Below are 13451 nucleotides of genomic sequence, written 5' to 3' on the forward strand. Positions count from 1 at the left end.
GGACGGAGGAACTCTCATGGACTGGGAACGGGACCACGCGATGCTGGCCTTGCGGATCGACCGCCTGGCGACCGGCGGCCTGTCCGGCACGATGCTCATCTACCGGGGCCCGGCGGAGTGGAGCGACCGGGTCGCGGCCGAGCCGCCCGCCGAGCCCGCCGCCCTGGCGGAGGAGGCCGAGCGGCTCATGGAGTGCGCTCCGGACGCCTACCTGGCCGCCCACGTACGGGCGATGCGCGCCGTGGCCGGCCATCTGGGCGGCGAGCGGCTGCCGCTCGCCGAGTACGGCAGGGAGTGCCTGGGCCTGGAGCCGCGGTGGGTGCCGGAGGAGGTGTTCGAGCAGGCGCACGCGGAGCTGGACCGGGCCCTGCCGAGGACGCCCGGTTCGCTGGCCGAGCGGCTGCGGGCCTGGCAGGCGGCCCACACGCTGGAGCCGATCGAGCGGCTGCCCGAGCTGGTGGACAGGGCGGTCGCCGAGACGCGGCGCAGGACGAGCGCCATCATCCCGCTGCCGCCCGGCGAGGTGGTGGAGTGCCGGCTGGTGGAGGGCGTGGGGTTCCACGGGGCGGGCGCCTACGAGGGCGGGCTGAAGTCCACGATCCACATCAACAAGGCGATCCCGTTCAACCTGGCCGACCTGCTGTATCTCGTCTCCCACGAGGGACATCCGGGGCACATCGCCGAGTCGATGCTGAAGGAGGCGCACCTCGGGGAGCGGCAGCGGGTGCGGTTCATGCTCTCGCCGTCGTTCGTGCTCAGCGAGGGGCTCGGGCTGCTGGCCGAGGAACTGCTGTTCCCCGGGGACGAGGCGCAGGTCTGGCTGAACGCGAACGTCCTGCCCGAGGCCGGGATCCGGCCGGACGGGAGCGACTTCGCGGCCGTTCATCATGCCAAGAACGTGTTGTGGGGCGTGTGGGGCAACGCGGCGTTCCTGGCGGCGGAGGGGCGCGGGGAGGCGGAGCTCGCCGCGTATCTGGGGAAGTGGTCGCTCTACGGAGACGGCGAGATCGCGGGCGCGCTCGGGCTGCTCACGCCGTCGGCAATGCGCCCGTACATATTCGGATATTTCCATGGATGGGAGCTGCTGCGGCCCTGGGTGACCGGTCCGGACCGGGTCCGCCGCCTGCTCACCGAGCAGCTACTGCCCGCCGACGTGACTCCCTGACGCGCGCCGCGCGATCAGCTGCTCGACGCCGTCGAGCAGCAGGTCGAGGCCGAAGCGGAAGTCCGTGTCGTCCGCCCAGGAGTCGGCGCCGTGCATGACGCCCCCGCGCACGGCCGCCGAGAGGGCGGGGTAGGTCTCGGGGTCGAGCACCTCGGCCAGCACCTCGCCGTAGTCGAATGGGCTGTCGATCCCGCTCTCGTCGAACTCGGCGAACCCCGTGCCCATGGTCTGGACGAGCGCCGCGTCGGTCAGCGCGTAGCCGGTCAGCGCGCTGGCCACGTTGATCTTCTCGCCGTCGTCGAGCCCCGTGCCGTCGAGCGCGGCCAGCGCGCGGTCCAGCCAGAGCAGCCGCCGCGGGCCCAGGGGCGGGGCGAACCGGGTGATCACCAGCAGCCACGGGTGTCCGAGCACGATGTCGCGCTGGGCCCGGGTCCACAGGCCGAGGTAGTCACGCCAGGGCAGGCCGCCCGGGTCCGGCGGATGGGGCGCCACGTAGTCGGCCATCGACGTCAGCAGGTCCTCCTTGCTGCCGACGTACCGGTACAGCGCCGTCGCCGCGACCCCCACCCGCGTGGCCACGCTGCCCATCGACACCCCGGCCAGCCCCTCGGAGTCGGCGATCTCGATGGCGGCGGCGGTGATCGTGGCCAGGTCGAGCCGCGGCCGCGGCCCCCTGCGCGACGCCGGCTCGCGTCCCCACATCCGCTGCAGCATGGGGGGAAGCCGCCGTTCCTGCGCCATCGAAATCCTCCTCGGCTTGACTCGCTCCTAGGATTCTGCATTACCTTAAAACTATGAACGCCATACACAGTAGGCCATTCACAGATTCCATTGTCGCCCGGGGACTCACCAAGTCCTTCGGCGACACGCGGGTGCTGGCCGGGATCGACCTCACCGTGCCCACCGGGTCGCTGCTGGCCATGCTCGGCCCGAACGGCTCGGGCAAGACCACGACCGTACGGATCTTGACCACGCTGCTCGCCCCCGACGGCGGCACCGCCATGGTGGCCGGGCACGACGTGACCCGGGAGGGCGTGGCGGTGCGCCGCGCCATCGGGCTGGCCGCGCAGCAGGCCACCGTGGACGCCCTGCTGACCGGGCGGGAGAACCTGGAGCTGTTCGCCGGCCTCTACCACCTGGGCCGCCGCCCCGCCCGGAAGCGGGCCGAGGAGCTGCTGGAGCGCTTCGACCTCGCCGCCGCCGCGAACCGGCGGGCCGGCACGTACTCGGGCGGCATGCGGCGCCGCCTGGACCTGGCGGCCAGCATGGTGTCGGCGCCGCCGATCCTGTTCCTCGACGAGCCCACGACCGGGCTCGACCCGCGCAGCCGGGCCGAGCTGTGGTCGGTGATCCGCGAGCTGCTCGGGTCCGGCACCACCATCCTGCTCACCACGCAGTACCTGGAGGAGGCCGACCACCTCGCCGACCGCGTCGTGGTCATCAACGGCGGCCGGGTCGTCGCCGACGACTCCCCCGCGGCGCTGAAGCGCCAGGTCGGCTCCGAACGCCTGGCGCTGCGCCTGGCACGGGCCGCCGACGTGCCCCGCGCGGGCGCCGCCCTGACCGGCTTCGGCGCGCACCTCGACGCCGGCGCCGGCGAGGTCACGCTGGCCGTCCAGGACCCCGACCACCTGCGCCGCACGCTGGAGGTGCTGCACGGGGCGGGCATCGCCGTCGAGCACGTGGCGCTGCGCACGCCCACCCTCGACGACGTCTTCTTCGAGCTCACGGCGGCCGCGGCATGAGCGCCCCCATCACCGCCGCGGGCGACCTGCGCCGCCTGGTCGTCCGCGACCTGCGCCGCGAGCTGCGCGTCCTGGACGGCCTGATCGTGAACACGGCCCTGCCCGTGATGATCATGGTCCTCTTCGTGTACGTGTTCGGCGGCGCGATCACGACCGGCTCCAGCGGCCTCGACTACATCGACTTCGTCGTGCCCGCCGTGCTGCTCATGTCCGGCGGGTACGGCGCCGCGCTGACCGCCGTGACCATCTCCGACGACATGACCGGAGGCATGATCGACCGCTTCCGCACCTTGCCCATCAGCGGCTGGGTGGTCCCGGCCGGGCACGTCGTGGCCTCGGTGATCCGCAACGTGGCGTCCTCCGCCATCGCGCTGGCCGCCGCGCTCCTGCTGGGCTTCCGCCCCGACGCCACGCTCACCGACTGGGCGCTGGTGCTGGCCCTGGTGATCGGGTACGTGCTGGCCATGTCCGCGCTGGCGGCGGTCTGGGGCCTGCTGGTCAGGTCGTCCCAGGCGGCCGGGGCCTTCAGCTTCTTCGTGCTCTTCCTGCCGTACGTGTCGGACGGCATCGTGCCCGCCGAAACCATGCCGGGCGTGCTGCGGGCGTTCGCCACCCACCAGCCGCTCACGCCGATCATCGAGACGATGCGGGGGCTGCTGCTGGACCTGCCCATGGGCTCGTCGGGGGCGGTGGCCACGGCGTGGCTGGCGGGCACGGTCGTGCTCGCCCTGCCGGTGGCGGCGCTGCTGTTCCGCCGCAGGACCGCGTCAGGCGGCTAGCGGGGCGTCAGGCGGCCAGGAGGAGGGTCAGGCCGCCGACCGTGTAGCAGACCATCAGCACGAACAGCGGGATCTGCCCCGCGACCGCGCGGGCGGGCGGCAGCAGGCGCACCGAGCGGTCGTGGGCGGCCACCACGCCGGCGACGTGGCCGAGCACGATGGCCAGCACCTGCACGGTGGCGATCGTCGCCGGTGCGACGGCGTTCAGGTCCGGCTCGGCGTCCAGGCCGAGCGCCAGGGCGACAGTGTGCCGGCCCTCGATGACCAGCAGCGAGAAGTAGTGCGCGATCAGGTATCCGACGGCGATGGGCAGCAGCGAGTGGGCGAAGCGGGCGGCCAGCCCTCTCGTGCCGCCGATCAGGCCGGCCGCGCCGAGGCAGGCGGCGTACAGGACGGCCACCCCGGCCACGGCCGCCAGCAGGCCGAGCGTGCCCAGGCCGGTGCGGCCGAGCGGCCCGGACTGCAGGGCGTCCACCCAGGCGGGGGCCGAGGAGAAGCCGTCGTAGCCGGTGCTGCCGAGCAGCACGCAGACCGTGGCGACCAGGCCGGGGGCGGGCTCGACGGCGTCGAGGCCGTCGAACGGGTTGCGCAGCACCCGCCTGCCGTCGGCGCGCCGGCCGAGCGGTGACAGGTGGCCGATCAGGGTCGAGTACACCTCGAACGGGTCGCCCCGCTCCAGCCAGGCGTGGCCGTAGACGAGGGTGCCGGCCAGCTGCGCGGCGCCGTACAGGGTGAGGAAGGCCAGCAGGGTGAGGGGCGCGGCGGGCTCGGGGGCGACCAGCTCCATCCACGTGAACGCGAGCAGGCCCGCGGCCGCGGGCCAGTAGCCGAGCCCCGGCGGGTACGGGCGGCGCGGCCGGTTCGGCAGCAGCCGGAACGGGTTCAGCGCCCGCCACACCGGCCCGAGCAGCAGCGACGCCGGCACCAGGCCGACCCAGAAGAGCACGTACACCAGGTACGGCCCCGCGTTCTCCGTGTCCGGGCCCACCGCGAGCCAGCCGAGGGTGTGGACGGCGGCCAGCAGGGCCAGGACGCGGGCGGGGCGGGCGGGCAGGCGTACGGGGATCACCCGGCCGGCCAGATCGCCGCGGAAGCGCGAGTCGGCCCAGAGCAGGCCGAGGGCCAGGAACGACACGACGAGCGCCGCGAACGCGCCCGCGTAGGCGTAGAAGAGCGGGATCGGCAGGTCGGCGCGCTCGCCGACACCGTGCGCGAGCACGCCCACCGGCCCGGGGTCGCCGCCGGGTGCGAGCACGCCCGCCACCGGCGAGCCGGCCGTGCCCGCCGTCATCGGACCGCCAGTTGTGTCAGGACGAGCCTGCTCCCGTGGGTCTCCACCTGGAACACCCCGGTCAGGTCCGCCGTGAACCGCACGGTCGCGGGCACGCCGGGCCGCAGCTCGGCCGTGATGTCGTACCCGTGGACGTGCACCTCGTCGGCCACGTCGCTGGTGACGGTGATGCCGACCTGGCGTCCCTTGCCCACCTCCAGCCAGCCGGGAGGCGGGCTGACCCGGCCGCGCGCGATGGTGATCTCCGCGTCCGCCCGCCCGCTCGGCGCGGCCGTCGCCACCTCGTGGCTGTTGCCGGGGTCGCGGTGGCCCTGCGCCAGCGGCCCGCACCCCGCCACCAGCACGCACGCCAGCACGGGGACCAGGCCGCCTCTCACGCGGAGACCTCGGCCCCGGCGGGCCGCTCCTCCGCCGCGGCCCGGCCGCGCCCGGGCGCCAGCACCACGACGGCGCACAGCACCCAGAACCCGGTGACCAGCCCCCGGATCCACCCCGGTCCCAGCGGGATGACCGGAATCAGGTACACCAGCCGGTCGAACGCGTCCGCGCAGGCCAGCACGCCCACCACGATCGTGAACCAGCCGAACACCGGCCGCCCGGCCCGCAGCGCCGCCCCCAGGCACAACCACCACGCCCCCATGAGCAGCAACGCCACCCCCGCCTGCGCCGAGCTGCCAAGGGCCGCGGCCACGACGTCGAGCGCCAGCCCGGCGACCCCCGCCGCGGTCCCGGCCACGACGAGCCGGTGCCGGCGCAGGCCGATCGCCGCCGGCCCGGCCGCCACCCCGTTCCCCGACGGCGCATCCCCACCGCCGCCGTACTGCCGGGCGACCCGCCGCGATCGCCACCAGAACAGCCCCGCCAGCAGCCCCAGCACCGCCGACCCGCCCAGGGCGAGCTGGGCCTCCACCTTGCCCAGTCCCGACGCGCCGAACCAGTCGCACCCGGCGGGCAGCCGCGCCTCGGAGGCGCTGAAGTCGGCGCACAGGTACAGCTTCACGAGCTTGACCGGCTCGGCCAGCAGCCGGTTCGACCCGCCCGACAGCGCGGGCGCCGCCGCCGCGCAGACCGGCAGCACGGCGGGCGAGGACGCGCCCACGTCCCCCTGCCAGCAGTTGCCCGTGCCCTGCCCGTCCCACCACACGTCCAGCCCATTCGGCCGCCGCTCCCCCGCCGGGCCCACGCCGAACACGTTGCCCTCGTAGCGGTTGTGGTCCGACGTGTCGGCCTGCTTGGCCAGGTCGTTCTCGCCCCTGATGAACGCCGGCACGCCGAAGAGCTGGAACGCCGCCCGCCGATGCCCCCAGACCTGGTTGCCGGCGAAGACGTTGTAGTTGCCACCCGCCACGATCACGCCCGTCCCCGGCGGCACGCCCACCTGCGAGCACACCACGCCCCGCTCGTATCCGCGCTCGGCGGGGGGCTTGGCGCAGGTGCCGTCCCGGGTGTACCGGTAGTAGTCGCGGTTGTTGTCGTAGATCTTGTTGTTCTCGAACCTGGCGTGGTTCTGCGGCAGGCCGGGGTGGGAGGGCCAGAGGCTGTCCATCGTGGCGCCGACCATGTTGTCGTAGAACTCGTTGTCGTGCACCCAGAGCGAGTCGCCGGCGGTGCCCGAGTAGCCGAGCGCGTTGTCGTGGCTCTTGCACCGGCGGATCTCGATGGCGTAGCGGGGGACGTCGTGGCCCCGGCCCTCGTTCAGGTTGGAGGCGCTGCCGGGGTAGAGGCCGCCGTCGCCGTTGCCGTACGCCTCGCAGTCGGTGTACAGGCCGTGGTCGCTGGCGAAGGTGAGGAAGCCGTACTCGTCGTTCCACCGGGTCAGTACGCGGTCGATGACGAAGCCGTCGGTCTCCAGGACGTACAGGGAGTTGAACGTCGTGCGCTGGGCGGTCAGGTTCCGGAAGTAGACACCGTTGGCACGGTCGGCGCGGATGGCGTTGAGTTTGCGGTATTCGGCGTCGACGACCACGTCCAGCGGGCCGGCGCCGGTGCCCTCGATCTGGAGGTCGCGCTTGCCGAGGATGGCGACCAGGTTCTGGTTGTGCGGGCACTGGAGCTGCTGCTCGTAGCTGAGGATCTGGTAGCCCCAGTCCGACCGGCGGGCCGGGAGGTTGGCGCAGTCGCCGGTGGGGGCGGGCTGGCTGGGTTCCTCCCGGTAGAGGCCGGGGAGGAGGGCGATGGTCATGCCCGGCCGGTCGACCTGGTCGACGGCCTCTTGCAGGTGCCGGACCCCTTTTTCCTGACATTTCGCGAAAAGGTCAAGGTTGCGGGCTTTGAGATCCGCCGGAAAATTAGCGATTCGACGCTCGAAGTCGGCTTTGTCGGACTTGCAGACCAGCAGGTCCGGCTCGCCCGTCCGCAGCACCGGCACCGTACCCGTGCCGTCGGGGAACGTGACCGGGCGCTCCTCGTGGGCCAGGGCGGCGCCGCCGGGTAACAGCAGGCCCGACGCGAGCACGACGATCAACGCGAATTTTCGCATGGGGGGCATGGTCGCGAGAGTAGAACAAGGCTCATGTTCTGCCTAGGCCGGAACGACCGGCCAGCACGCGGAAACGCCCCACGAAGGCACCGTCAGGTGCGCCTTCGTGGGGCGTTCCGGAAAACCGCGCGTCAGACGTTCCGCAGGGATCGTCCGCGAGACATTCCAGGAGGACCGTCCGTCAGGAGGCGGTCATCCCGCGAAGGACCGCGTCCACGACCCGTTCCGCCAGATCGGGCGCGAGCCCACCGGCGGGACCCCATTTGGTGTGCCACAGCATGGTCCCGGAGATCATGGCCATGCCCATCTCGACGTCCAGGTCGGCCCTGAGCTCGCCGGTGGCGATGCCGAGCTCGATCACGGCGCGCATCGCCTCCCTGCGCGGCTCGACGGCGCGCTTGAGGAAGCGCTCCATCAGCCGGGGATAGCGGTCGGCCTCGCTCATCGCGATGTTCATCACGCACCGGCTGCGGAGGTCGCCCGACTCCTGGCGCATCGCGTCGACCAGGCTGATCAGGTCGTCGCGTACGGACGTGCCGGACAGCTCCGGCAGCGGCGCCTTGAGCGTGGAGAGGGCGTCGACGATCAGGTCCTCCTTGTTGGACCAGCGCCGGTAGATCGTCGTCTTGCCGACGCCCGCCTTCGACGCGATGGCCTCGATGGTCAGCTCGGACACCCCCATGCCCTCGCCGATCAGATCGAGCGTCGCGTCGATGATCGCCTTCTCGGCCTTCTCGCTGCGCGGACGACCCGCCGGGCGGGCAGTCCCTGAATCCTGGATCGTCATCGCGGCCTCACACTACCGCTGGTTCCTTCTGTTCCGCCGCATGCTTGGCGGGGCGTGCCTTGCCGGGCATCCACCGTGCCACCACCGCGATGCCGAGCAGCCCGATCACCGCCGACACCAGCGCCGTGACGTGCATGCCGTCGAGGAAGGCGTTGAACGCCGGCTGCACCAGCGCCTGCCCCCTGTCGCCGAGCGACTGCACGACGCCCATCGTCGCCATGATCGACTCACCGGCCGCGTGCTGCGCGTCGGCCGGCAGCCCGGCCAGCGCGGGCGCGATCTCGCCGCGGTAGCTGGACGACAGCACCGACCCGAGCACGGCCACGCCGAGCGCGCCGGCCACCTGGCGGACGGTGTTGCTCATGGCCGAGCCGACACCGGCCTTCTCCCTGGGCAGCGCCTCCATGATGGCGGTGGTCGCGGGCGGCATGATGTTGGCCATCGCGGCGCCCTGGAGGAAGAAGATGACCTCGATCAGCACGATCGGCGTGTTCTGGTCCATGAGCGCGTAGCTGGCCAGCGCCAGCGTCACCACGATCATGCTGACCGTCGCCGACAGCTTGCCGCCGAACCGCTCGTTCACCCGCTGGCTGAGCGGCGCGAAGATGAGCTGGGCGGCGGCGAACGGGATCATCAGCGCGCCCGCCTGGATCGGCGTGAACCCCAGGACGATCTGCAGGTAGAACGTCAGGAAGAACATCCCGCCCATCATCGCGAAGAACACGATGCCCATCATGCCGATGGCCGAGCTGAAGCGGACGTTGGAGAAGTTGCGCACGTCGAAGACCGGGTGGTCGATGCGCCGCTCCCACCACACGAACACGCCCAGCACCGCCACGCCGAACAGCGTCGGCACCAGCACCTCGGCGCTGGCCACGGTGGCCAGCTCGCCGCCGCGGATGATGCCGTACACGATGGCCACCAGACCGATGATCGACAGCACCACGCCGACCGGGTCGAGCCTGGACGGCTTGGGGTCACGCGACTCGGGCACGATGGTGGCGATGAGGATCATGCCGATGATCACGATCGGCACGTTGATCAGGAAGACCGAGCCCCACCAGAAGTGCTCGATCAGCAGGCCGCCCGTGATCGGGCCGATCGCCACCGCGAGCCCCACACCACCGGCCCACACGCCGATCGCCTTGCCACGCTCACCGGGCGGGAAGACGTTGGAGATGATCGCCAGCGTGGCCGGCATGATGGCCGCGCCGCCGATGCCCATCGCCGCCCTGGCCAGGATCAGTTGCATCGGATCCTGGGCGTAGGCACTGGCGAGCGAGGCCAGGCCGAACAGCGCCATGCCGATGAACAACATGCGCTTTCGCCCTGTTCGGTCACCGATCACGCCGAACGTGAACAGCAACCCGGCGAACACCAGCGTGTAGGAGTTGATCGCCCATTCCAGCTCGCTCTGAGTGGCGCCCAATCCGACGGTCTTGTCGGCGATGGTCTTCATCGCCACGTTCAGGATCGTGTTGTCGAGCACGACCGCCAGCAGGCTGAACACCAGCACGCCGAGGATCCCCCACCGGCGTGGATGCCCTGAGTTCGGGTCCATGGAAACATCCCTAATTTCGATACGTCTGAGTTTCGCAACGTCACCGTATCGCAAGCTATTCCGATACGCAACGGTCCCGTTTCGTAAACCCTCGGTTAACTCTCCCCCACCGCAGCCCGACTTCCACCGTCAGCCCAGCTCAGCCGCCCGAGGCACGCCGACTCACCCCACCCGGCCGCACCGCTCGCTCGCACGGCACCACCCTGCGGGGGCGCGACGGCCCCCCGCGAACGCCCGTGCGAGCGCACCGAGCACCGCACCGCAAGCCCGCTGGGCGTGCGGCTGTCGCGGGGACCCGCCCACCGGGCAGGCCGTCCCCTCATCCATCCAGCGGGCCGCCACCGGGGCCTCGCCGCGCGGGGCGGCCGCGTCGTCGGCATCGGTCGCCACGACCCCGCCCCGCACGCACCGGGAGAAGCCCCCGCTTACTCCCGGGACGACGGGATCACGGCAGGCTCCACGACCTCGACCACCGGCTCAGGCACCACCGGCTCAGGCACCACCGGCGCCACCGAGGCCGCGGGGACCGCCGGACGGCGGCGCCAGAACGGCAGGGCGACCACCACCATGGCGACGCCCATCAGCCCCGCCACCGCGAACGCCCACTCCGGCCCGTGCCCGTCGATGACGGCACCGGCGATGGGGGCCGAGGCGGCGCCGCCGATCAGCAGCGCGGTGCCGTGGAAGCCCATGGCCTCGCCTCTCGCCCCGCTGGGCACCCACCGGCTGAGCACGTCGACCGTGGCCGACAGCGAGGGCGCGCAGAGCAGGCCCGCGGGCAGGAGGGCGAGGATCAGCCAGTGCCAGCCGCCCTCGACCAGCGCCACCGGGATGGTCAGCAGACCCATGGAGGCGATCAGGACCAGGGGCGACAGGCCTCGCGACAGCCCGCCGTACACGAAGCCGCCGACGAGCGAGAACACGCACCAGATGGCCACGGCCAGGCCGACCCACGCGGTCTGCTTCGCGTCGGTCATGGTGGCGACCAGCGACAGCTCGGTCGCGGTGAGCACGAACGTGGCCGCCGCCGCGGTGCCGAGCAGCGCCACGAACGCCGGCGTGATCCACTGCCGCCTGGGCACCTTCACCGCCCGCTCCACGAGCTCCTCGGCCGAGCGGGTGGGCGGGTTGAGCACGATCAGCCCCACGCCCGCCATCGACATGCCGGCCCCGATGACCGTCATGGTCACGCCGCTGCCGAGCGTCGTGATGCCCGCCACGGCGAGCGCGGGACCCATCATGTACGACAACTCGACCAGCATCGAGTCGAGCGCGAACCCGGTGCGCCGCTGCGGAACCGGCACCATGGCGGCCAGGCACTGCCTGGTCACGCTGAAGACGGGCAGCGCCAGCAGCCCCGCCAGCGCCGCCGCCACGACCAGCGCCGGGAACGGCAGCGCCCACGCGCACGCCCAGAACGCCGCCTGCGCCACGGTGGTGACGGTGAGCACGGGACGCAGGCCGTGCTTGTCGACGAACCTGCCCGACAGGGGGGAGCCGATCGCCATGCCGATGGTGCTGGCCATGGCGACCACCCCCGCGGGGGCGTAATCGAGGCCCATCACCTCGGCCACGTGCAGCGTCAGCGCCATGCCGGTCGCCGTGGACGGCACCCGGGCGAGCAGCCCCACCAGGAGCAACGTGGGAACGCCAGGCAGCCTGAGCAGTTGCCGGTAAGGATCCAGAGCCATTTTCGTTCGTTACCTCCGCGTTGATTGTGGCAAGAGGCACCGACAGTTTGGCCACAGGTTTTCTTGGGCCCGGCGAATCACGCATGACATCATCAAAGGGAGTCCGGGGACGCCGCTGGGGCGCCTCGAGACGTTTCTGGAGGGTTAACCCATGTCCTCTTCAACCACGTTGTACGGCGGCGTGTCCGGACGCCGTGTAACCGTACGCGATCTCACCGCCGCCAAGGAGCGCGGAGAGCGGTGGCCGATGCTCACCGCCTACGACGCGATGACGGCTCGGGTCTTCGACGCGGCGGGCATCCCGGTCCTGCTGGTGGGCGACTCGGCGGCCATGGTCGTCTACGGCTACGACTCCACCCTGCCCGTCACGGTCGACGACCTCCTGCCCCTCACGGCGGCCGTCGTACGCGGCTCGTCGCGCGCGCTCGTGGTCGCCGACCTGCCGTTCGGCTCCTACCAGTCCTCGCCCCGGCAGGCGCTGGAGTCGGCGGCCCGCTTCATGAAGGAGGCGGGCGCCCACGCGGTCAAGCTGGAGGGCGGCCGCCGGGTCCTGCCGCAGGTCGAGGCGCTGGTCTCGGCGGGCATCCCGGTCATGGCCCACCTCGGGCTGACCCCCCAGTCGGTCAACGTGCTGGGCGGCTACCGCGTCCAGGGACGGGGGCAGTCGGGCGACGAGCTCATGTCGGACGCCAAGGACCTGGAGCGGGCCGGGGCGTTCTCGGTGGTGCTGGAGTGCGTCCCGGCCGATCTGGCGCAGCGGGTGACGACGTCGCTGGCGATCCCGACGATAGGCATCGGGGCCGGGGCGTCGACGGACGCGCAGGTGCTGGTGTGGCAGGACCTGATGGGGCTCACGCCGCGCCCGGCCCGGTTCGTCAAGCGGTACGCGGACCTGGCCGGGGACATGGACCGCGCCGTCCGCGCCTTCGCCGGCGACGTGACCTCCGGGGCGTTCCCCGCACCGGAGCACACCTACAGCTGACCGGGCTGCCGGGCTGCCGGTCAGCCGGTGGTCAGTGTGGCGGGGTCGGTGTTGGAGCCGCACACCACCACGGCCACCCGCTCTCCCGGCGCGGGCGTGTAGCCGCCCGACACCCGCCCCGCGTTGGCGGCCGCGCCCGGGGGCCGGCCCGCCACCCGGTGCCGCTCCCAGAGCGTACGCCGGGCCGCCACGATCGCCTCGTCCGTCACGAGCACGCTCTCCACCCGAGGCCCGGACAGGACCTCGAAGGCCAGCTCACCCAGCTTGGTGGCGCCCAGGGCGTCGGCCGCCACGCCGCCGACCTGCACCGGCACCGGCCGGCCCGCCCGGAGCGCCTCGTGCAGGGTCGGGATCCGCTCGGGCTCGACGGCCACGATCCGCGGCCCGGCACCGGCGGAAGCTCCGGACGTGCCCAGCGTGATCCCGGCCCCGAAGCCGCCACCGCCGACCGCCACCAGCACCGTGTCCACCCCGCCGGTCTGCTCCATGAGCTCCAGCCCGGTCGTCCCCTGCCCGGCCACCACCTCGGCCTGGTCATAGGCGTGCACGGAAAGCGCCCCGGTCTCGGCGGCCCTCTTGGCGGCGGCCTCGGCCGCCTCGGAGTAGATGGCGCCGACCTGCGTGATGTGCGCGCCCAGCGCCTGGAGCCCGGCCACCTTCACCGGGCTGGTCACCTCGGGCACGAAGATCTCCGCCCGCACCCCGAGCGCCCGGGCGGCGAACGCCACCGCCAGCCCGTGGTTGCCGCCGCTGGCCGCGATCACCCCGGTGTTCGGCAGCGCGCCGGCGGACAGGATGCGGTTGAACGCCCCGCGTACCTTGAAGGACCCCGAGTGCTGCAGCAGCTCCAGCTTGAACCAGAGCCCGGGAGAGACCTCGAGGACGGGCGTGCGCAGCACGCGCCCGTCGATCCGTCCGGCCGCCGCCAGCACGTCCGCGTGGGTCACTGTGGTCAACATTCCCCCTCAGTC

At 72.4% G+C, this 13451-nt stretch carries 12 protein-coding genes; 4 read left to right on the forward strand and 8 right to left on the reverse strand.

Annotated features, from left to right (window positions below):
- Positions 1–16: 16 nt before the first annotated feature.
- A complete protein-coding gene (locus AB0J69_RS06715; protein WP_364113627.1) occupies positions 17–1165 on the forward strand; it encodes a hypothetical protein in 1149 nt (382 codons plus the stop codon).
- On the opposite strand, the gene AB0J69_RS06720 is transcribed toward AB0J69_RS06715, so the two are convergent.
- Positions 1139–1906, reverse strand: a complete 768-nt coding sequence (locus AB0J69_RS06720; protein WP_364113629.1) for a TetR/AcrR family transcriptional regulator — start codon at positions 1904–1906, stop codon at positions 1139–1141. The genes AB0J69_RS06715 and AB0J69_RS06720 overlap by 27 nt on opposite strands.
- A 53-nt stretch (positions 1907–1959) precedes the next feature.
- On the opposite strand from AB0J69_RS06720, the gene AB0J69_RS06725 reads away from it, so the two are divergent.
- Both AB0J69_RS06725 and AB0J69_RS06730 read left to right on the forward strand, forming a co-directional pair.
- Positions 1960–2910 carry an ATP-binding cassette domain-containing protein gene (locus tag AB0J69_RS06725; protein WP_364113631.1) on the forward strand — a complete coding sequence of 317 codons (951 nt, stop codon included), beginning with the start codon at positions 1960–1962 and terminating at the stop codon, positions 2908–2910.
- The gene (locus AB0J69_RS06730) at positions 2907–3689 is read left to right on the forward strand and encodes an ABC transporter permease (RefSeq protein WP_364113633.1); all 783 of its coding nucleotides are present in this window, start codon (positions 2907–2909) and stop codon (positions 3687–3689) included. The genes AB0J69_RS06725 and AB0J69_RS06730 overlap by 4 nt, the downstream gene beginning before the upstream one ends.
- 7 nt (positions 3690–3696) lie before the next feature.
- Here the strand turns inward: AB0J69_RS06730 and AB0J69_RS06735 are convergent, their stop codons facing one another.
- The 6 genes from AB0J69_RS06735 to AB0J69_RS06760 all read right to left on the reverse strand — a co-directional run bounded on the left by AB0J69_RS06735 (position 3697) and on the right by AB0J69_RS06760 (position 11498).
- Complete coding sequence (locus AB0J69_RS06735) at positions 3697–4980, reverse strand: hypothetical protein (protein WP_364113635.1); 1284 nt, start codon at positions 4978–4980, stop codon at positions 3697–3699.
- Positions 4977–5357: a hypothetical protein gene (locus tag AB0J69_RS06740; protein ID WP_364113637.1), complete on the reverse strand. Its 381-nt coding sequence runs from the start codon at positions 5355–5357 to the stop codon at positions 4977–4979. The genes AB0J69_RS06735 and AB0J69_RS06740 overlap by 4 nt, the downstream gene beginning before the upstream one ends.
- On the reverse strand, positions 5354–7459 hold the full coding sequence (locus AB0J69_RS06745; protein ID WP_364113639.1) for a right-handed parallel beta-helix repeat-containing protein: 2106 nt from the start codon (positions 7457–7459) through the stop codon (positions 5354–5356). Before AB0J69_RS06745 ends, AB0J69_RS06740 begins: the two co-directional genes overlap by 4 nt.
- Positions 7460–7640: 181 nt before the next feature.
- Positions 7641–8246 (reverse strand): TetR/AcrR family transcriptional regulator, encoded by a 606-nt coding sequence (locus tag AB0J69_RS06750; protein WP_364113641.1) that lies wholly within the window; start codon positions 8244–8246, stop codon positions 7641–7643.
- Positions 8247–8253: 7 nt separating this feature from the next.
- A complete protein-coding gene (locus AB0J69_RS06755) occupies positions 8254–9807 on the reverse strand; it encodes an MFS transporter (protein WP_364113643.1) in 1554 nt (517 codons plus the stop codon).
- 425 nt (positions 9808–10232) lie between these two features.
- Complete coding sequence (locus tag AB0J69_RS06760; protein ID WP_364113645.1) at positions 10233–11498, reverse strand: MFS transporter; 1266 nt, start codon at positions 11496–11498, stop codon at positions 10233–10235.
- A gap of 151 nt (positions 11499–11649) precedes the next feature.
- Between AB0J69_RS06760 and panB the strand changes: the two genes are divergently transcribed.
- Positions 11650–12480: a 3-methyl-2-oxobutanoate hydroxymethyltransferase gene (gene panB / locus AB0J69_RS06765; RefSeq protein WP_364113647.1), complete on the forward strand. Its 831-nt coding sequence runs from the start codon at positions 11650–11652 to the stop codon at positions 12478–12480.
- A gap of 20 nt (positions 12481–12500) precedes the next feature.
- On the opposite strand, the gene AB0J69_RS06770 is transcribed toward panB, so the two are convergent.
- Positions 12501–13439, reverse strand: a complete 939-nt coding sequence (locus AB0J69_RS06770; RefSeq protein ID WP_364113649.1) for a serine/threonine dehydratase — start codon at positions 13437–13439, stop codon at positions 12501–12503.
- Between the last annotated feature and the right edge of the window lie 12 nt (positions 13440–13451).

This window comes from Nonomuraea sp. NPDC049709 (assembly GCF_040674815.1).
In the GTDB taxonomy this organism is placed as follows: Bacteria; Actinomycetota; Actinomycetes; order Streptosporangiales; family Streptosporangiaceae; genus Nonomuraea.